General features: G+C 64.0%; 18 protein-coding genes and 1 tRNA gene. 12 read left to right on the top strand and 7 right to left on the bottom strand.

All coding sequences use genetic code 11. The features are described 5' to 3' along the window. Positions 1-223: 223 nt before the first annotated feature. The 3 genes from IVB13_RS02940 to IVB13_RS02930 all read right to left on the bottom strand — a co-directional run bounded on the left by IVB13_RS02940 (position 224) and on the right by IVB13_RS02930 (position 3,169). On the bottom strand, positions 224-1,504 hold the full coding sequence (locus tag IVB13_RS02940) for an O-acetylhomoserine aminocarboxypropyltransferase (RefSeq protein WP_247487603.1): 1,281 nt from the start codon (positions 1,502-1,504) through the stop codon (positions 224-226). 138 nt (positions 1,505-1,642) lie between these two features. Continuing rightward, positions 1,643-2,227, bottom strand: coding sequence for a CoA-binding protein (locus IVB13_RS02935; RefSeq protein WP_085384765.1), 585 nt, complete (start codon positions 2,225-2,227; stop codon positions 1,643-1,645). Positions 2,228-2,344: 117 nt separating this feature from the next. Beyond that, on the bottom strand, positions 2,345-3,169 hold the full coding sequence (locus tag IVB13_RS02930; protein ID WP_247487601.1) for an enoyl-CoA hydratase: 825 nt from the start codon (positions 3,167-3,169) through the stop codon (positions 2,345-2,347). A gap of 86 nt (positions 3,170-3,255) precedes the next feature. Between IVB13_RS02930 and IVB13_RS02925 the strand changes: the two genes are divergently transcribed. The 6 genes from IVB13_RS02925 (at position 3,256) to IVB13_RS02900 (ending at position 6,941) form a co-directional block, all read left to right on the top strand. Then, complete coding sequence (locus IVB13_RS02925) at positions 3,256-3,684, top strand: PaaI family thioesterase (protein ID WP_007603483.1); 429 nt, start codon at positions 3,256-3,258, stop codon at positions 3,682-3,684. 157 nt (positions 3,685-3,841) lie between these two features. After that, on the top strand, positions 3,842-4,306 hold the full coding sequence (gene rplM, locus IVB13_RS02920; RefSeq protein WP_018455120.1) for a 50S ribosomal protein L13: 465 nt from the start codon (positions 3,842-3,844) through the stop codon (positions 4,304-4,306). A 1-nt stretch (position 4,307) separates the two neighbouring features. Continuing rightward, a complete protein-coding gene (gene rpsI, locus IVB13_RS02915) occupies positions 4,308-4,787 on the top strand; it encodes a 30S ribosomal protein S9 (protein ID WP_007603485.1) in 480 nt (159 codons plus the stop codon). Between the two features lie 229 nt (positions 4,788-5,016). Then, positions 5,017-6,249: a GGDEF domain-containing protein gene (locus tag IVB13_RS02910; RefSeq protein WP_247487599.1), complete on the top strand. Its 1,233-nt coding sequence runs from the start codon at positions 5,017-5,019 to the stop codon at positions 6,247-6,249. Positions 6,250-6,306: 57 nt separating this feature from the next. Continuing rightward, positions 6,307-6,543 carry a hypothetical protein gene (locus tag IVB13_RS02905; protein WP_018455118.1) on the top strand — a complete coding sequence of 79 codons (237 nt, stop codon included), beginning with the start codon at positions 6,307-6,309 and terminating at the stop codon, positions 6,541-6,543. A 101-nt stretch (positions 6,544-6,644) separates the two neighbouring features. Next, positions 6,645-6,941 (top strand): antibiotic biosynthesis monooxygenase family protein, encoded by a 297-nt coding sequence (locus IVB13_RS02900; RefSeq protein WP_018455117.1) that lies wholly within the window; start codon positions 6,645-6,647, stop codon positions 6,939-6,941. A 6-nt stretch (positions 6,942-6,947) separates the two neighbouring features. Here IVB13_RS02900 and IVB13_RS02895 read toward each other — a convergent pair whose 3' ends face one another. Beyond that, positions 6,948-8,084: an AI-2E family transporter gene (locus IVB13_RS02895; RefSeq protein ID WP_247487689.1), complete on the bottom strand. Its 1,137-nt coding sequence runs from the start codon at positions 8,082-8,084 to the stop codon at positions 6,948-6,950. Positions 8,085-8,220: 136 nt separating this feature from the next. Here IVB13_RS02895 and IVB13_RS02890 point away from each other — a divergent pair, with 136 nt between their 5' ends. After that, positions 8,221-8,925 (top strand): hypothetical protein, encoded by a 705-nt coding sequence (locus IVB13_RS02890; protein WP_026232881.1) that lies wholly within the window; start codon positions 8,221-8,223, stop codon positions 8,923-8,925. Positions 8,926-9,015: 90 nt separating this feature from the next. After that, on the top strand, positions 9,016-9,789 hold the full coding sequence (locus IVB13_RS02885) for a gamma-glutamyl-gamma-aminobutyrate hydrolase family protein (protein WP_247487597.1): 774 nt from the start codon (positions 9,016-9,018) through the stop codon (positions 9,787-9,789). Between the two features lie 318 nt (positions 9,790-10,107). Here IVB13_RS02885 and glnA read toward each other — a convergent pair whose 3' ends face one another. After that, positions 10,108-11,517 carry a type I glutamate--ammonia ligase gene (glnA, locus tag IVB13_RS02880; RefSeq protein ID WP_007603494.1) on the bottom strand — a complete coding sequence of 470 codons (1,410 nt, stop codon included), beginning with the start codon at positions 11,515-11,517 and terminating at the stop codon, positions 10,108-10,110. 149 nt (positions 11,518-11,666) lie between these two features. Then, entirely contained in the window at positions 11,667-12,005 is a 339-nt protein-coding gene (locus tag IVB13_RS02875; RefSeq protein ID WP_007603495.1) for a P-II family nitrogen regulator, read from the bottom strand. Between the two features lie 381 nt (positions 12,006-12,386). Between IVB13_RS02875 and IVB13_RS02870 the strand changes: the two genes are divergently transcribed. Continuing rightward, positions 12,387-13,886, top strand: coding sequence for an NAD(P)H-hydrate dehydratase (locus IVB13_RS02870; RefSeq protein WP_247487596.1), 1,500 nt, complete (start codon positions 12,387-12,389; stop codon positions 13,884-13,886). After that, positions 13,886-14,326 (top strand): GNAT family N-acetyltransferase, encoded by a 441-nt coding sequence (locus IVB13_RS02865; protein WP_085353367.1) that lies wholly within the window; start codon positions 13,886-13,888, stop codon positions 14,324-14,326. The genes IVB13_RS02870 and IVB13_RS02865 overlap by 1 nt, the downstream gene beginning before the upstream one ends. Position 14,327: 1 nt before the next feature. Here the strand turns inward: IVB13_RS02865 and IVB13_RS02860 are convergent, their stop codons facing one another. Continuing rightward, a complete protein-coding gene (locus tag IVB13_RS02860) occupies positions 14,328-15,632 on the bottom strand; it encodes a multicopper oxidase domain-containing protein (RefSeq protein ID WP_247487593.1) in 1,305 nt (434 codons plus the stop codon). Between the two features lie 153 nt (positions 15,633-15,785). Between IVB13_RS02860 and IVB13_RS02855 the strand changes: the two genes are divergently transcribed. After that, positions 15,786-15,870: transfer RNA gene (locus tag IVB13_RS02855), tRNA-Leu, on the top strand. 173 nt (positions 15,871-16,043) lie between these two features. Continuing rightward, positions 16,044-17,405 carry a trigger factor gene (gene tig / locus IVB13_RS02850; protein ID WP_085362115.1) on the top strand — a complete coding sequence of 454 codons (1,362 nt, stop codon included), beginning with the start codon at positions 16,044-16,046 and terminating at the stop codon, positions 17,403-17,405. The last annotated feature ends 146 nt before the right edge of the window (positions 17,406-17,551 follow it).

The raw sequence follows: 17,551 nt of genomic DNA, 5'->3' as shown, positions 1-17,551 counted from the left end.
GGCGGAGCGGCCGCCCGCCGCTTTGGCGTGGCCGGCAAATCGGCGGCAATCGCAGCTGAGACCGTCAGCATCGCCGCAAGGGCAGGCACCATCCAGCGCAGCATCGTCGGCTCCGAATCAAAGGGGCGATCCAGTGACGATGTATGCGGCAGATATGGTTAATGACTGTTAACTGGAGCCATATTCCGGGGCGCACTCAGGCGCCCCGGAATGACCAGGACAGCTACGTGCCCAGCGCCTGTTCCAGATCGGCGATCAAATCTTCCTTGTCCTCGATGCCGATCGAGAGCCGCACCACGTCGGGGCCGGCGCCGGACTTGACCTTAGCGGCGTCGTCGAGCTGGCTGTGCGTGGTCGAGGCCGGATGGATGACCAGCGAGCGGGTGTCGCCGACATTGGCCAGATGCGAGAACAGCTGCAACTTCGACACCAGGCTGACGCCGGCATCGTAGCCGCCCTTCAGGCTGAAGGTGAACACGGCGCCGGCACCCTTCGGCGCGTATTTGCGCGCGAGCTGGTTGTACTTGTCGCTTGCAAGGCCCGCATAGTTCACCGCGGCCACCGCCGGATGGCCGGCGAGGAATTCGGCGACCGCTTTCGCATTGTCGCAGTGCTTCTGCATGCGCAGCGGCAATGTCTCGATGCCGGTGAGGATCATGAAGGCGTTGAACGGCGACAGCGCGGGTCCGAGGTCGCGCAGGCCGAGCACGCGGCAGGCGATCGCGAAGGCGAAATTGCCAAACGTCTCCTGGAGCCGGATGCCGTGATATTCGGGCCGCGGCTCCGATAGCATCGGATATTTGCCGCCTGTCGACCAGTCGAAAGCGCCGGCATCGACGATGATGCCGCCGATCGAATTGCCGTGGCCGCCGAGAAATTTCGTCAGCGAGTGCACGACGATGTCGGCGCCGTGGTCGATCGGGCGGATCAGATAGGGCGAGGCCAGCGTATTGTCGACGATCAGCGGGACGCCCGCCTTGCGCGCCACCGTCGAGATCGCCTCGATGTCGGTGATGCTGCCGGCGGGATTGGCGATGGACTCGATGAAGATCGCTTTCGTGCGCGGCGTGACCGCGCGTTCGAAGCTCGCGATGTCGTCGGGATCGGCCCATACCACGTTCCAGCCGAAGCTCTTGAACGCGTGGGTGAACTGGTTGATGGAGCCGCCATAGAGCTTTCGCGCGGCGATGAACTCGTCGCCGGGCTGGAGCAATTGCTGCAACACCACGACCTGCGCGGCATGGCCCGAGGCCACCGCCAGCGCGGCCGTGCCGCCTTCGAGTGCTGCGACGCGCTCTTCCAGCACCGCGTTGGTGGGATTGCCGATGCGGGTATAGATGTTGCCGAAGGCCTGCAGGCCGAACAGAGAGGCGGCGTGGTCGGCGTCGTTGAAGACGAACGACGTCGTTTGATAGATCGGAGTCGCGCGCGCACCAGTGGTGGGATCGGGCTGTGCACCGGCATGCACGGCGAGGGTCGAAAATCCCGGAAGGCGATCGCTCATTGAGGGCGTCCTGTTGTCGTGGTCTGAAATCGCGCGGCATGCTGATTGGCGCCGCGGCTGCCGTCAAGGCGCGGCTTCACATCGGAACGATCGTGCTACGCATTGTCGCGTTCGCGAAATGAAACCTTCGCAACTGCGTCAGCTTTGCTCGGTCTTGTTTTTGGCGGCGCGGTCCGATGCCGCGGTTTCGCCGCCGCCGACACTCATCCGATTGAGGGATAGCCGCATGCCCTGCGTCGGCACCGGAGCGCGTTTCGAGCTCAGCGTGCGTGAATTGACGCCCATCCACGAGATCTCCGACGACAGGCGGCCATATTCGATCTTGGGGCAGCGGTTCATCACCACCTTGATACCGACCGATTCCGCCTTCAGCGCCGCCGCGTCGTCGCGTGCCCCCAACTGCATCCAGATCACCATCGGCAGCGGATCGAGCGTGAGGGCTTCCTCGACCACGGGCATGATGTGGCTGGAGTTGCGGAAAATGTCGATCATGTCGACGGGACGGCCGATGTCGGACAGCGAGGCGACGAAGGGTTTTCCGAGCAGCTCCTTGCCGACATGGCCGGGATTGACCGGGATCATGTCGTAGCCACGCTGGGCCAGATATTTGAACGCGAAATAGCTCGGCCGCACGTTGGCCGGCGAGGCGCCGACCATCGCGATCGATTTCACGTTGTTGAGGATGCCCCGGATGTAATTGTCGGGATAGGCGTCGTGGTTCATTGGCTCATCTTTTCGGGCTCATCTTTCGCCGTCATTGCGAGGAGCGAAGCGACGAAGCAATCCAGTCTGTCTTCGAGGAGGGATTCTGGATTGCTTCGCTTCGCTCGCAATGACGAATTACTCATCCCGCCATGTCGGCGTGCGCTTCTCGATGAAGGCGTCGATGCCTTCCTCGGCGTCGCGCGCCATCATGTTCTCGGTCATCACCTCTGCCGCATAGCGATAGGCATCTGCAAGGTTCATCTCGGCCTGGCGGTAGAACGCCTCCTTGCCGAGCTTGACGGTATAGGCGGATTTCAGCGCGACCTGTTCGGCGAGCGCAATGGCGGCATGGCGCTCGTTGCCGGCGGCGACGACACGATTGACGAGCCCGATCTCGCGGGCGCGTGCGGCTGGGATCGGCTCGCCTGTCAGCAACATCTCCATCGCCTGCTTGCGCGGCACATTGCGCGACAGCGCCACCATTGGCGTCGAGCAGAACAGGCCGATGTCGACGCCCGGAGTGGCGAAGTGTGCTGCTTCCGAGGCGATCGCGAGATCGCAGCTTGCCACGAGCTGGCAGCCGGCGGCAGTGGCGATGCCCTGAACGGATGCGACCACGGGCTTGGGCAGGTGCACGATCGCCTGCATCATCGCGCTGCAGGCGGTCATCATCTCGGCGAAGAAGGCACGGCCGCGATCCGGGTCGCCGCGACGCGCGGTCAGCTCCTTCATGTCGTGGCCGGCGGAGAAGGCGGGACCGTTGGCCGCGATCACGACGCCGCGGACGGACTTGTCGTCGCGGATCTCGTTGAGCTCGGCATGCAGGCTTGCGATCATCGCCGCCGACAGGCTGTTGCGGGCGGCCGGGCGGTTCAGGGTCAGGACCGCGATAGGGCCGACGGTCTCGCGCAGCAGGATCGGCAGTTGCGGGGAGGGGGCGCGGGCGGCCTGGACGGACATCAAAGCGTTTCCGGTTGGATTATTGCGATTGGATGACGCAGATAACTTAATGTAACAGGGGACGTGAAGCGAGGGTGAGGGGCAGCATGGCGTTAGCGAAAATGAGCGTGGCGGAGCTCGAGCAGTTCCTCCGCAATGAGTTTCCCCAGGCCTTCAGCGGCGACGACATCACGATCGAGAGCGCGGACGGTCAGGCCTGCCTTTTGCGTCAGCGCTATAGCGAAAAGATGCTGCGGCCGGGTGGAACCGTGTCCGGCCCGACCCTGATGGCGCTCGCCGATTTCGCGATGTACGTGGTGCTGTTGTCCGCGATCGGGCCGATCGGGCTCGCGGTGACCACCAATCTCAACATTAACTTCCTGCGCAAGGGCCAGCCCGGGCAGGACGTGCTGGCGGAGGCGCGGCTGCTCAAGCTCGGCAAGCGCCTCGCAGTCGGTGAGGTGAAGCTATTGTCCGGCACCTCGCCCGATCCGATTGCGCATGTCACCTCGACCTATTCCATTCCAAACGTTTGAACTTTTTACGGGTATCTTAATACCATATTTCTAAGTCGTTGATATTGAACAAGTAAATTCCGCCTTTGGGCATTGACCGCGGCGCCTCTGTTCTCTAAAAAACCGCCAGTCCGGTGCGGTGTTCGCGCCGATGCTCCCCGTTCACGGAAACTCTGACATGAAAACCTTTTCGGCAAAGCCGGCTGAGGTGACGAAGAAGTGGGTACTGATCGACGCCAAGGGTCTGGTCGTCGGCCGTCTCGCCACCATCGTCGCCATGCGCCTGCGCGGCAAGCACCTCCCGACCTACACCCCGCACGTTGATTGCGGCGACAACATCATCATCATCAACGCGCAGCATGCGGTTCTCACCGGCCGCAAGCGCGAGCAGAAGACCTATTACAAGCACACCGGCTATGTCGGCCACGTCAAGGAGCGCACCGCGCGCCAGATCCTCGAGGGCAAGCATCCCGAGCGCGTGCTGGAGAAGGCCGTCGAGCGCATGATCCCGCGTGGCCCGCTCGGTCGCGTCCAGATGGGCAACCTGCGCGTCTATGGCGGCGCCGATCATCCGCACGAGGCCCAGACGCCCGAGAAGATCGACATCGCCAAGTTGAACCGCAAGAACACGAGGGCCGCATAACATGGCCGAATCCATCCAGTCGCTCGACCAGCTCTCGCAGCTCAAGACGGCGGCCGCGCCCGACGCGCCCAAGCACGAGAAGAAAGTCGACAAGTTCAACCGCGCCTATGCCACCGGCAAGCGCAAGGACGCGGTCGCCCGCGTCTGGATCAAGCCAGGCGCCGGCAAGGTCACGGTCAACGCGCGCGAGGTCGAGGTCTATTTCGCCCGTCCCGTGCTGCGCATGATGATCGAGCAGCCGTTCTCCGTGGCCGCGCGGTCCGGCCAGTATGACGTGATCTGCACCGTCGCCGGCGGTGGTCTGTCCGGCCAGGCCGGTGCCGTCCGTCACGGCATCTCCAAGGCACTGACCTATTTCGAGCCGGAGCTGCGCACCGTGCTCAAAAAGGGCGGCTTCCTCACCCGCGACTCCCGCGTGGTCGAGCGCAAGAAGTACGGCAAGGCCAAGGCCCGCCGGTCCTTCCAGTTCTCGAAGCGTTAATCGCATCGGTCGCATTCGTCGCGAAAGCGGCTTCAATGAGATGCAAAAGGGCGCTGATTTCAGCGCCCTTTTTGCTGTTCGTTTGTATGCAAATTGATGGCGTGTTTCCTGAAAACTTGGGCTCGCATGAAAACCTGAATGGAACCCGCGGGACATAGCGTCGCTTTTGGAAGGGCGCGCAAATCGGTTGATCCGATCGCGTAACTGCTATGTCTAGAAGGGGGCCGACATGATGTCGCTCGATAGCATCACGCTCTATTTGGTCGCCACCATGGTCGCCGCACTGCTCGGCGCCATGATGGTGTTTTTCGGAAGGCAGGAGAATAGCGCTGCGCTGAAATGGTGGGGCACCGCCTATCTCCTCGGCGCCGCATCGGTCGCGCTCTGGACGGCGGCGGGCGACAGATTGGGGCCGCATCTTTACCTTGCGCTGAACGCGGTCGGCTTCGTCGCGTGCGGCATGGTGTGGAATGCGGCGCGCGTCTTCCACGGCCGCAAGCCGAATTGGCCGGGTCTCCTGGTCGGCGCGCTCGCCTGGGTCGCTGCCGCCACGCTGCTCGATCCCCCCGCGTCCATGCTGCGCATGATCGTCGGCGCCGGCATCGTGTCGGTCTATGCGGCGTTGACCGCCAGCGAGCTCTGGGTCGAGCGACGCAAGAGCCTGCAACGGCGCTGGCCGGCCTTCGTGGTGCCGGTGATGCACGGCTGCGTCTTGATGCTGCCGATCGTGCTCGGCAGCTTCCTGCGTCCGCACGAAGCGGGTTTCGCCAGCAGCATCTGGGTCACCGTGTTCGCGGTCGAGCTCGTGCTTTATGCCGTCGGCACCGTGTTCGTGATCTTCATGCTGGTGTCCGATCGCACCGTCACCGCGCACCGGACCGCCGCCTCCACCGATCCGCTGACCGGCATGCTCAACCGCCGCGGCTTCTCGGAAGCCTGCGGGCGCGTGATCGAGCGCGAGGCAAAGGCCGGACGTCCCGTGACCGTGATGATCTTCGATATCGATCATTTCAAGTCGATCAACGACCGGTTCGGCCATCCCGCCGGCGACGAGATGCTGAAACTGTTCTCGACCGTCGTCGTCAGCAATCTGCGCATCAGCGACATGTCGGGTCGCATCGGCGGCGAGGAGTTCGCCGCCCTCCTGCCGTGTTCGCTCGAGGAGGGTGTGCTGGTCGCTGAGCGCGTGCGCGAGGCCTTCGAGACCTCCGGCGTCGTCGTCGACGAGGGCCCGGTCGACACCACCGTCAGCATCGGCGTCGCCGGCGGTCCGGCCGGCACCGAGCTCGAAGTGCTGCTGGCCTCGGCCGACACCGCGCTCTACCAGGCCAAGCGCGGCGGCCGAAACCGCGTCGAGTCGGCGGAGGAGCTGCCACTGTCGCTGGAGAACTGGCGCCGCCAGAGCGCCGCGCGGATCGGCGTGCCCAACACGCAGTCCAAAGCGCAGCCGGCGACCGCCTAGGCAAAGGAGGCCTCGCGGTAATCCCCTGTTTACCATTCGATCCCTACCATTGCGGTCATGGAATCGATCCGTCGACAGAACCCGCAGACCGCCTTGATGTCGCTCGAAGCCGCGGCGACTTCGGCACGCGGCGGCTTCGCGTGCCTGTTCTCGACCGCGGACGAATACGAGAGCGCGCTGATCACCGAGCGCCGCGCCCAGGGGCGCTACACGCAAGGCCGCAATTACTGGCCGCTCGCGCTGTTCGCCGGTTGTGCGCTGATGGTGGTGGGCACCGTTCTGCTGCTCGCCTGAGTGATCTGCATTCTTGGACCGGGCAGGGCGCCGTTTCGGCGCCTTTTTCTTTGTCGCGGGCTGCGGTAGACACGCCCATCGAACAAAATGGGTGGAAACAGATGATCACCGAGATCGCGCAAATCGACGTCAAGCCGGGCAGCGAGAAGGATTTTGAGGCCGCCGTTGCCAAGGCGAAGGCCGCTTTCGGCCGCTCCAAGGGTTTTCACGGTTTCGAGCTGCACAAGTCGATCGAGAAGCCGCAGCGCTATCGTCTGATGGTGAAGTGGGAGACGCTCGAGAACCACACCGTCGATTTTCGCGGCTCCGAGAATTTCACCGAATGGCGCGGCCTCGTCGGCCAGTATTTTGCGGCACCGCCTGAGGTGGAGCACACCGAAACCGTGCTCATCACCTGAGGCGGCTCAGGCCGCCTCCGCCAGAGGCGGCGCTTCATACGTCTTGAAATGGTCGATCACGACTTTGGCGATGGCGACCAGTGGCAGCGCCAGCGCCAGGCCCCAGATCCCGAACACGACGCCGAGCAGGATCTGGAACGCGAACAGCGTGGCCGGCGGAATGTCCAGTGCCTGCCGCTGCAGCAGGGGCGTCAGCACGTAGCTCTCCATGGCGTGGACGCCCATGAAGAGGAGAAACGCCGACAGCGCCGGAATCCATCCTGAGGCGAGGCTCGCCAGCACGACCACGACGCCGGCTATGATGGCGCCGACGGTCGGAATGAAGCCGAGCAGTCCCGCCTGAATCCCGAGAATGAAGGAGCCCGGGATGCCGATGATGAGAAGCCCGATCCAGGTTACCGCGCCGACCGCGAGCATGACGATCATCTGTGCGATCAGCCATCGTTCAAGTGTCTCGCTGACGCGGTCGATGATGACGGCCGTGCGCGCGCGATGTTTTGCAGGCGCGATGAACAGCAATCCCTCGCGATAGACGCTGGGTTGGGCGGCGAAGGCGACTCCCAGAAACAGCACGATGAAGATGTTTCCCACGCCGTGGATGGTGCCAAGCAGCAGCTTGAACGTCTGGCTGACGATCGCCCCGCCGCTGGAGGCAAGGGCGCCTGCGCCGGGTATTGCCCCGCGCGACGCCGTGCCGGCCGACGGCATCGGCTCCGGTTGCGCGTCGGGAGACGAACCGGGTCCGGAGCTCCCGAAATCGAAGAAGCTGGTGTCGATGCCGTGATTGTCCAGGAATGATTTGACGTTGCCGATCTGGGATTTGATGGTTTTGCTGAGTCCCGCCGCCTGATCGGCGATGGTGGCGCCGCCGAGATATGCGATGCCCGCGAGCATCAGCGCGAGGGCCAAGCAGACGATCGCGAGCCGCAGCGTATGCGGAAGACGCGCGTGCCGGCCAAGCGCGTTGGTCAGCGCGTTGAGCCCAAGGCCCAGCAGCACCCCGGCGAAGATCAGGAGCAGGGTGGTGGCGAAGTACCAGGAGAACGCGAGCAGCACGGCGAACAGCACCACACCGATGCCGCCGACCGAAATGCCCCAAGCCAGATCAAAACGGGTCGGGGGTCGTTCATTCGGGAATGTGATCACGCAATGTCCTTTAGGTGGACCGGGGGGCACTCTTTCGACAAACACGCTTTTGATCAAGACCGCGTCAACGCGCTGGTTTGACGCTGCCGTATGAACGGTGCAGACCGACGAGGAGAGAACAGGTGGGGCGCGCTTGAGTTTCATCAGCAAATGGGTGGGTCTGCTCGGGCTTCTGGCCGTGCTCGTGATTGGCGACCAGATCCGGATCAATCGGCCCGGTCACAAATATCGCCTCGCGGTCGAGGTGACGACGCCTGACGGGATCAAGACCGGGTCGGGCATTCTGTCCGTCGTGCCCGATCGCGGCTATAGCCGGGGCGGCCGCACCACGATGCGCGGCGAGGCCGTGTTCGTCGACCTCGGCCGGGGAAAGAATGTGGTGGCATTGCTCGCGCATCAGCAGGGCGCGAAGCTCGATCTCGACGACATCAACTATGTCGCGCTCCGCGCTTATGGCGCTGCGCGAGGCAACCGCGTCTCGTTCAACGAGCTCAACCGGCAGACCGGCGTCGTCGCGGTGCAGGGCGACCTAATGCCCGTGCTGGTGAGCTTTGGCGATCCCCTGGACCCTACGACCGCGCGCCTTGTCGCCGGCGACCATGTGGAGGCGGTGCTGGGCGACGGTTACGCACTCCGTGGCCTTACCGCCGAAACAGTGCCCAACGGGCTTTGGCCGATCGATTTCGGTGGCGCGCTCGGGGAGCCCGTGACGCGCGGAATCGAGACGAAACTGCCCTGGTTGGCTGCGCCGGGCGACCCGGCGGCGACCGCGCTGAAGATCGCCGGCCTGCCCCTTGGCGGCGCGATCGTGGCCCGGGAGGCATTTGCGCGAAAATAGCATTGCCGTCCCGCGTACCCTTCTGTTGAATTTGTTCCACCCCAGGGGCATGTTTGGAGAATCGTCTTCGGCGAGAGGTCTGAACGGGAGATGAGAAAGCCGGTCGTCGGCGTGATCGGGAACGCCCATCGCATTGAGAATCGATTTCAGGTCCAGATGGTCGGCGAGCGTAATCTGCGCGCCGTGGCCGAGGTTTCCGGCGGCCTGCCGGTGATGTTCGCGGGCTCGCCCGACATCACCGATATCGGCGCGCTGCTCGAAACCGTCGACGGAATCGTGCTCACCGGCGCCCGCGCCAACGTCCACCCGACCCGTTTCAACGTCGATCCGTGTGAGGCGCACGAGCCCTACGACATCCACCGCGACGAGGTGGCGCTGGCGCTCTCGGTCGCCTGCGTTGCCCGCGGTATCCCGCTGTTCGGCATCTGCAGGGGCCTCCAGGAGATGAACGTCGCCTTCGGCGGCTCGCTGCATCCCGAGATCCGCGAAATCCCGGGCCGCATGAACCATCGCATGCCAAGGCTTGAGAACGGTGAGATCCATCCCGACCCGACAGTGGTGTTCGCCGATCGTCACGACGTCGATCTGACACCGGGCGGCGCGTTCGCGGAATTGCTCGGCTGTGACAAGATCAGGGTCAATTCGCTGCACGGCCAGGGCATCCTCGATCCCGGCAAGCGCGTGCTGATCGAGGGCATTGCCGAGGACGGCACCATCGAGGCGATCCGGATCGCGGAAGCCAAGACCTTTGCGCTCGGCGTGCAATGGCACGCCGAATACGACCCGCAGCACAATCCGATCAATCGAAAACTGTTCGAGGCGTTCGGTCAGGCCATGGTGGCGAAGCAGCGCGCGGCGGCGTAGCTGCGGGGCTGCGCCGAGGCCTATAAGGCTATCGATCGTTGCGACCGGCGGCGGAGGATTGGCGATTTTCGCAAACAGGCACGAGAACTAGTCTCCAGGATGGATTTCGCGGCGCTGAATGCATCCTGCGAATTACCAACAGCGCTCGCGATCTCTCGGGCGCAATAAACCAGATATCAAGAATTGATGCGCGCCAGTTTTCTCGATTCCGATTCGTTCTTTGAGAACGAAATGGAGTCAGACGCAGAACGAAACTCGATGACCACAAAAAAGGCGCCCCGAGGGGCGCCTTTCGTGCGTCGTGGTCGTTCGGGCCGCCTAGCCCGAATAGTACATCTCGAACTCGACCGGGTGCGGGGTCATTTCGAAGCGGGCGACTTCGGTCATCTTCAGCTCGATATAAGCGTCGATGAAATCGTCGTCGAACACGCCGCCGTTCTTCAGGAAGCCGCGGTCCTTGTCGAGGTTTTCGAGCGCCTCGCGCAAGCTGCCGCACACCGTCGGGATCTGCTTCAGCTCTTCCTTCGGCAGATCGTAGAGGTCCTTGTCCATCGCCGGACCCGGATCGATCTTGTTCTTGATGCCGTCGAGGCCAGCCATCAGCATCGCGGCGAAACCGAGATAGGGATTGGCGAGCGGATCGGGGAAGCGCACCTCGACGCGCTTGGCCTTCGGCGAAGCGGTGTAGGGGATGCGGCAGGAGGCGGAGCGGTTGCGGGCGGAATAGGCCAGCAGCACGGGAGCCTCATAGCCCGGGACCAGACGCTTGTAGGAGTTGGTTGACGGGTTGGTGAAGGCGTTGATCGCCTTGGCGTGCTTGATGATGCCGCCGATGTAGTGGAGGCAGGTCTCCGACAGGTCCGCGTATTTGTTGCCGGCGAACACCGGCTTGCCGTCCTTCCAGATCGACTGGTGCACGTGCATGCCCGAGCCGTTGTCGCCGAAGACCGGCTTCGGCATGAAGGTGGCGGTCTTGCCGTAGATGTGCGCGACCTGGTGAATGCAGTATTTGTAGATCTGCATGTGGTCGGCCATCAGCGTCAGCGTGTCGAACTTCATGCCGAGTTCGTGCTGGGCGGAGGCGACTTCGTGATGGTGCTTCTCGACCTTCACGCCCATCTTGGCCATGGCGCCGAGCATCTCCGAGCGCATGTCCTGCACGGAATCCTGCGGCGGCACCGGGAAGTAGCCGCCCTTGGTGCGGACACGATGGCCGAGATTGCCGCCTTCATATTCGGTGTCGGAGTTGGTCGGCAGCTCCGAGGAGTCGAGGCGGAAGCCGGTGCTGTAGGGATTGGCGGAGAAGCGCACGTCGTCGAACACGAAGAATTCGGCTTCGGGGCCGACGAAGACGGTGTCGCCAACGCCCATCGACTTCACCATCGCCTCGGCCTTCTTGGCGATGCCGCGGGGATCGCGGTTGTAGGGCTCGCCGGTGGTCGGCTCGAGCACGTCGCAGGTGATGACCATGGTGGTCTCGGCGAAGAACGGATCGATCGTCGCGGTCACCGGATCGGGCATCAGGCACATGTCGGACTCGTTGATCGCCTTCCAGCCGGCGATCGATGAGCCGTCGAACATCGTGCCTTCGGCGAAAATGTCCTCATCGATCATGCTGATGTCGAAGGTGACGTGCTGCCACTTGCCGCGCGGATCGGTGAAGCGCAGGTCGACGTATTTGACGTCGTTGTCCTTGATCGATTTCAGGACGTCTTTGGCGGTCTTCATGCATACCCCTTTTGGCTCTGCGGGTCGGTTTCCAAACTTCGAGCGACCGTGTTCACGCTTCTTGAGGCGCGCGAGGCACAAACAAAACGAGGCCGCCGAAGCAGCCTATTTCTTGTCAGAATGTCGCAAAATGCGGGATAGCACCCGGCTCAGATAGCGTCCAGCCCGGATTCGCCGGTTCGGATGCGGATCGCCTCTTCGATGTTGGAGACGAAAATCTTGCCGTCGCCGATGCGCCCGGTTTGCGCGGCGCGGCGGATTGCGTCGATGGCGCGCTCGACCAGATCGTCGCCGATCACGATCTCGATCTTCACCTTGGGCAGGAAGTCGACGATGTATTCTGCGCCGCGGTACAGCTCGGCGTGACCCTTCTGCCGGCCGAAGCCCTTGGCTTCGGTGACGGTGATGCCCTGAAGGCCGACTTCCTGAAGCGCTTCCTTCACCTCGTCGAGCTTGAATGGCTTGATGATGGCTTCGATTTTCTTCACTGCGCGCCTCCCGGCCTTTCGAACAATAGCAACGTCTTCGTCAGGATGCGCTTTTCTTAACGCATGATCTTGTCTTCGCTATGCCGGGATCCCTGACCAATCCGGCAACAACGGCCGGCCACACCCTGATAAATGCCAGTGAACACGACGAACCGAAGCGACTTCCGCGAAAGCAGGGTCTATGCCAAGTTGCAAATGCCCTGATTATTGGAGCGTTATCAGCCCTTTAACGTGCAGCTCTGATAGGTGGCGCCGACCCGCACAAAATACCGCAGACTACGAAATAGGCAAACGGTTCAATATCTGTGCAGATCGTCGTTCCGTCGGATGGCCCGGTGCGGAACGTGCCTCTTGAAAACGCTTTTTGGACAGGGAAGTGGCATGGAAGTTCTGACCAACGCCGAAATGCAGCGCGCCGACCAGCTCAGCATTGCGGCAGGCACCCCCGGCTTCAAGCTGATGCTCAGCGCCGGTCAGGCGGTCGCCGAGGCCGCCCACGCGCTGGTGGAGGAGGGGCCAATCCTGATCGTGGCCGGCCCGGGCAACAACGGCGGGGACGGTTTTGTCGCAGCCGCCGAGCTCGCGGCGCAAGGCCGCGAGGTCTCGGTGATCCTGATGTGCGAGCGGGACCAGCTCCAGGGCGACGCGGCCTCGGCCGCGCGGGGTTGGAAACACCCGGTGCTCCCGTTCAACCCGCAGGCGATCGGGCGACCGGCGCTGATCATCGATGCGCTGTTCGGCGCGGGCCTCAGCCGTCCCGTCGAGGGCGAGGCGCGTGAGATGATCGGGGCGATCAACGCCAATGGTGCGCCGGTGCTCGCGGTCGACCTGCCGAGCGGCATCAACGGCACCAGCGCGGCCGTGCTGGGCGTGGCCGTGAACGCCGCCGAGACCATCACCTTCTTCCGCAAGAAGCCGGCGCATCTGCTGCTGCCGGGGCGCATGCATTGCGGTCACGTCCGCGTCGCCGACATCGGCATCGAGGCGCAGGTGCTGGACGAGATCGCGCCGCGGATTTTTGAGAACGATCCGGACTTCTGGGGCTCGGCCTTTCCGGTGCCGCGCATCGACGGCCATAAATACGCGCGAGGTAATGTGCTGGCGGTCTCGGGCGATGCGGCGGCGACCGGTGCGGCGCGGCTCGCCGCGCGCGGGGCGCTGCGCGCCGGCGCGGGCCTGGTGACTCTGGCCACGCCGCGTGATGCGCTGGCGATCAATGCGGCTGCGCTCACCGCGGTGATGGTTCACCCCGTCGATACCGCCATCGAGTTCGGCGAGCTGCTCGGCGACAAGCGTTACAACACCTGCATCATCGGCCCTGGCGCGGGCGTCGGCGAGCGCACCTGCGATCTCGTCCACACGGCGCTTACCTCCCAGCGGCGCCTGGTGCTCGACGCGGATGCGCTGACGAGCTTTGCCGCCAATCCCGAGCGCCTGTTCGAATCGATCAAGACGTCGCAGGACAAGGCGGTGGTGCTGACGCCGCACGAGGGCGAGTTCCCGCGGCTGTTCTCCGACCTCAGCAATAAACATCCGGGGCGCTCGAAGATCGAGCGCGTGCGCGCCGCCGCCGAGCGCTCCGGCGCGGTCGTGCTGCTGAAGGGCGCCGACACCACGATTGCCGCGCCCGACGGCCGCGCCACCATCGCCGCCAACGCTCCGCCCTGGCTCGCCACCGCGGGTGCCGGCGACGTCCTCGCCGGCATCATCGCAGGCCTCCTTGCGCAGGGCGTCCCGGCGTTCGAAGCAGCCAGCATCGCGGTGTGGATGCATGGCGAAGCGGCGAGCGAGGCGGGGCCGGGCCTGATCGCGGAGGATCTCACCGAGACGCTGCCCGCCGTGCACCGACGGATCTATCATGCGCTGGGGATCGAGTACTAATGCTCAGGCCGCTCGCGCTCATCGATATGGGCGCGGCGGCGCAGGTTCACCGGGCTGCATTCGACCATGCGATGCCCTGGCTTGCTGGGCTGCATACGCCGGATGAGGACCGCTGGTTCTACCGCGAGCATGTCTTGGCGACGTGCCGCGTGTGGGGACGCTTCGATGCCGATGTACTGAGCGGAATCATCGCTGTCCGTGACGGCTGGGTCGAGCAGCTTTACGTCCTTCCTGCTGTTCAAGGGCGCGGCGTCGGCACCGAACTCCTCGATATCGCCAAGCAGGCCAGCGAACAGCTGGAGCTCTGGACCTTCCAGCGCAACGCGTTGGCGCGCCGCTTCTATGAAGCGCGCGGGTTCACGCTGATCGAGCAGACCAACGGGACCCGAAACGAGGAGAAAGAACCGGACGCTCGCTATCTTTGGACGCGTGGCCGATAGCTCACTCCACCTCGTACCAGCGCACCAGCCGCGGCGCGGCCCAGTCGGTGACGACGGATTCGATCAGCCACCGCCCGGGAGAGGCCGCAGCGAATGCGATGCGCTGGGTCTGGCCGGGTTCGATCGCGAGCGTGTCGAGCCAATAGGGCTTCCAGCCGTCGTCGAGCTTGTCGAGCAGGCGGAAATGGTGGCCGTGGAGATGGAAGACGGTTGCGACGGAGGCGGGGTTCTTGAGGGCCAACACGACGGTGCGGCCGGCCTTGGTGCGAAAGGCGGGGGCGGAGGACGTCGAGAAATTTGCGGCCCGTACCCACCCGGCGTCGGCTGCCCCGAGAGCGACATCGAATCGCAGGGCGCCCCTCAGATCGAGCCGGTCGGGTAGGTCATTCGGAGGGAGTGGCAAGAGCGGCAACGGCGGCGCGCGCCGGTCAAGCTTGCCGGAGACCGTCAGGCGGCCGACCTGGCGCGCCTCCTTGCCGTCATGCAGCAGGAATGGGGCCGATGTGGCCGCATCCACGAAGGCGTCGGCGCGTGCGCCGGGAGCCAGCACCAGCGCGCCGTTGCGAGCCGGGAACGGCTCAGCCGGCTGTCCGTCCAGGGCCACCACGTGGACCTCGTGACTTTCCAATTTGATCGCCAGAACAGAACGTTGCGAGCCGTTGATAAAGCGCAGCCGCAGCCGCTCATTTGCTGAAGCTGAGAGTTCGAATGAAGTCGTTCCGTTGATTGTATAGAGCGGGGATGTGTCCTTCGGGTCCCGGCCCGGGGCAAGTGCGGTCCCATCCGGCCGCAGCCGCCACTCCTCGATCAAGAGGACCACGTCGCGATCGGCGGCGACCGTGTTGGTCTCGGTGGCGATGATCGGAAGCGGGCGCGCGGGCTGCTTCAGGCCGTCCTCGAACAGCCGGAAGTCGGCCAACAGGGTTCCCGCGGTTGGCACTGAAATGATTGATGTTTCCGTCGCGTCCGGGGCCGTCGGTGCGCGACCCCGAAGCGGGTCGGCCGCGGCCGGGCCATTGAGGCCGTACCAAACTGGTGCAAGCGGCACAGGCAGGTCGTTGCGGAAGACCACCTCGCAGCGGTCGCCACGTTTGAGGCGGACATCCCCGAGATGACTGACGGCGGCCAGCTCCCAGATGGGTGTAGCCGGCTGCCCCGACCTCAGAGCCAGCGTTGCCGGCCTTGCCTGAAGCGCGAGTTGGGCGGTCACGGCCGGGACTGCGCCGCCCGCCATCAGCCCGGCCGCAGAGGCGCCAAATCCGGCCAAAACCTCGCGCCTCGTCAGGTCGAAGATCCGCGTTTTCATGGGCCGATCCGGACCACGCCGTGCTGGATAAGTCCAGCCGTCGTGCCTAGGTGAAGCCTGCCTCTATCGGGCCATTTTTTTGCTGCGAACAGGCGGGCACATGCTATAAGCCCGCCGCCCGCGGCATCGCGGCCGGTCTTGATGCAAATTTACGCGGGCGTGGCGGAACTGGTAGACGCGCTGGATTTAGGTTCCAGTGACGAAAGTTGTGGGGGTTCGAGTCCCTCCGCCCGCACCAAGCGCTTTCAGCGTTTGCACGGATTACGCGATCTGCTCCCGCGCGGATGTTTGTCCGCCGGAAGTCGGTCCGATGAACCACCGGCGTTGAGGCGTTCGCCTCGCGCCGGATCGATTAATGACAGCGTCCCGACGCATGCGCGCCGGGACCGAACGAGAAGAAGATTGGACACCATGCAGGTCACAGAAACCCTCTCGGAAGGTTTAAAGCGCGAGTTCAAGATCAGCGTTCCCGCGTCTGATCTCGACGCCAAGGCCGGTGCCAAGCTCGTCGACCTCAAGGACAAGGTTCGCATCAACGGCTTCCGTCCCGGCAAGGTGCCGGTCACGCACCTCAAGAAGGTCTATGGCCGCTCGGTGATGGCCGAGACCATCGACCAGACCATCCGCGACACCAACACTCAGCTGTTCTCCGAGCGCGGCTTCCGCCTGGCGACCGAACCGAAGATCACCATGCCGACCGAGCAGGCCGAGGTCGAGGAGCTGCTCAACGGCAAAACCGATCTGACCTACACGGTTGCGATCGAGGTGGTGCCGTCGATTGCGCTCGCCGACTTCAAGACCTTCGAGGTCGAAAAGCCCGTGGCCGAAGTCACCGACGCCGACGTCGACGAGGCGATCAAGCGCATCGCCGATTCGAACCGTGGCTATGCCGCGAAGGGCGAGGGCGCCAAGGCCGAATCGGGTGATCGCGTCACCGTCGCCTTTAAGGGCACCATCAACGGCGAAGCCTTCGAAGGCGGCGCCGGCGAGGGCATCCAGGTGGTGATCGGATCCAACACCTTCATCCCCGGCTTCGAAGAGCAGCTCATCGGCATCGCCGCCAACGAGACCCGCACGCTGAAGGTGGCGTTCCCCAAGAACTACATGAACGACAAGCTTGCCGGCCAGCCGGCCGAGTTCGAGACCACCGCGACGCTGATCGAGGCGCCGCAGGATCTCGCGATCGACGACGAGTTCGCGAAGACGCTCGGCCTGGAATCGCTGGACAAGCTGAAGGAAGCGGCGCGCGAGCGGCTGGTGGCCGAGTTCGCGACCGCGACCCGCCAGCGCGTCAAGCGCGCGCTGCTCGACCGCCTCGACGAGGCCCATCGCTTCGAGGCTCCGCCCTCGCTGGTCGACGAGGAGTTCAATCTGATGTGGAACTCGGTGAAGGCCGAGATGGACTCCGCCGGCAAGACCTTCGCCGACGAAGACACCACTGAAGACGCCGCCAAGGAAGAGTACCGCAAGATCGCCGATCGTCGCGTGCGGCTCGGCCTCGTGCTCTCGGAGATCGGCGAGAAGAACAAGATCTCCGTGACCGATGACGAGGTCGGCCGCGCCGTGATCGAGCGGGCGCGCTCGATGCCGGGCCGCGAGAAGGAGGTCTGGGACTATTACCGCAGCAACGCCCAAGCGTTGGCCCAGCTTCGTGCACCGATCTATGAGGACAAGGTCGTCGACTTCATCCTCGAGCTTGCCAAGGTGACCGAGAAGAAGGTCTCGCGCGACGATCTCTACAAGGACGACGAGGCGGAAAAGACCGCGGCCTGAGGGCTCCAGAAGAGCCTTTAGGAGAGCCTCCAGGATAGCCTTGCATTAAGGATGATCAGCGAAGAGGTCGAGCTAGCCAGGTGGCCGGCTGGGCCTCTTTGTACGAATCAGCTTCAACTGCCTCACGGATTAAGCCTTAATTCGCT

The sequence above is a fragment of the Bradyrhizobium sp. 17 genome (genome assembly GCF_023073515.1).
Lineage (GTDB): Bacteria > Pseudomonadota > Alphaproteobacteria > Rhizobiales > Xanthobacteraceae > Bradyrhizobium > Bradyrhizobium canariense_D.
This window is presented reverse-complemented; position numbering and strand designations above follow the sequence as displayed.

Coding starts and splice junctions, on each gene's coding strand:
- IVB13_RS02865 (WP_085353367.1), top strand. CDS start 13,886: ATGCTCAGGCCGCTCGCGCTCATCGATATGGGCGCGGCGGCGCAGGTT.
- tig (WP_085362115.1), top strand. CDS start 16,044: ATGCAGGTCACAGAAACCCTCTCGGAAGGTTTAAAGCGCGAGTTCAAG.
- IVB13_RS02885 (WP_247487597.1), top strand. CDS start 9,016: ATGAGAAAGCCGGTCGTCGGCGTGATCGGGAACGCCCATCGCATTGAG.
- IVB13_RS02925 (WP_007603483.1), top strand. CDS start 3,256: ATGGCGTTAGCGAAAATGAGCGTGGCGGAGCTCGAGCAGTTCCTCCGC.
- IVB13_RS02910 (WP_247487599.1), top strand. CDS start 5,017: ATGATGTCGCTCGATAGCATCACGCTCTATTTGGTCGCCACCATGGTC.
- IVB13_RS02900 (WP_018455117.1), top strand. CDS start 6,645: ATGATCACCGAGATCGCGCAAATCGACGTCAAGCCGGGCAGCGAGAAG.
- glnA (WP_007603494.1), bottom strand. CDS start 11,517: ATGAAGACCGCCAAAGACGTCCTGAAATCGATCAAGGACAACGACGTC.
- rplM (WP_018455120.1), top strand. CDS start 3,842: ATGAAAACCTTTTCGGCAAAGCCGGCTGAGGTGACGAAGAAGTGGGTA.
- IVB13_RS02860 (WP_247487593.1), bottom strand. CDS start 15,632: ATGAAAACGCGGATCTTCGACCTGACGAGGCGCGAGGTTTTGGCCGGA.
- rpsI (WP_007603485.1), top strand. CDS start 4,308: ATGGCCGAATCCATCCAGTCGCTCGACCAGCTCTCGCAGCTCAAGACG.
- IVB13_RS02870 (WP_247487596.1), top strand. CDS start 12,387: ATGGAAGTTCTGACCAACGCCGAAATGCAGCGCGCCGACCAGCTCAGC.
- IVB13_RS02940 (WP_247487603.1), bottom strand. CDS start 1,504: ATGAGCGATCGCCTTCCGGGATTTTCGACCCTCGCCGTGCATGCCGGT.
- IVB13_RS02930 (WP_247487601.1), bottom strand. CDS start 3,169: ATGTCCGTCCAGGCCGCCCGCGCCCCCTCCCCGCAACTGCCGATCCTG.
- IVB13_RS02935 (WP_085384765.1), bottom strand. CDS start 2,227: ATGAACCACGACGCCTATCCCGACAATTACATCCGGGGCATCCTCAAC.
- IVB13_RS02905 (WP_018455118.1), top strand. CDS start 6,307: ATGGAATCGATCCGTCGACAGAACCCGCAGACCGCCTTGATGTCGCTC.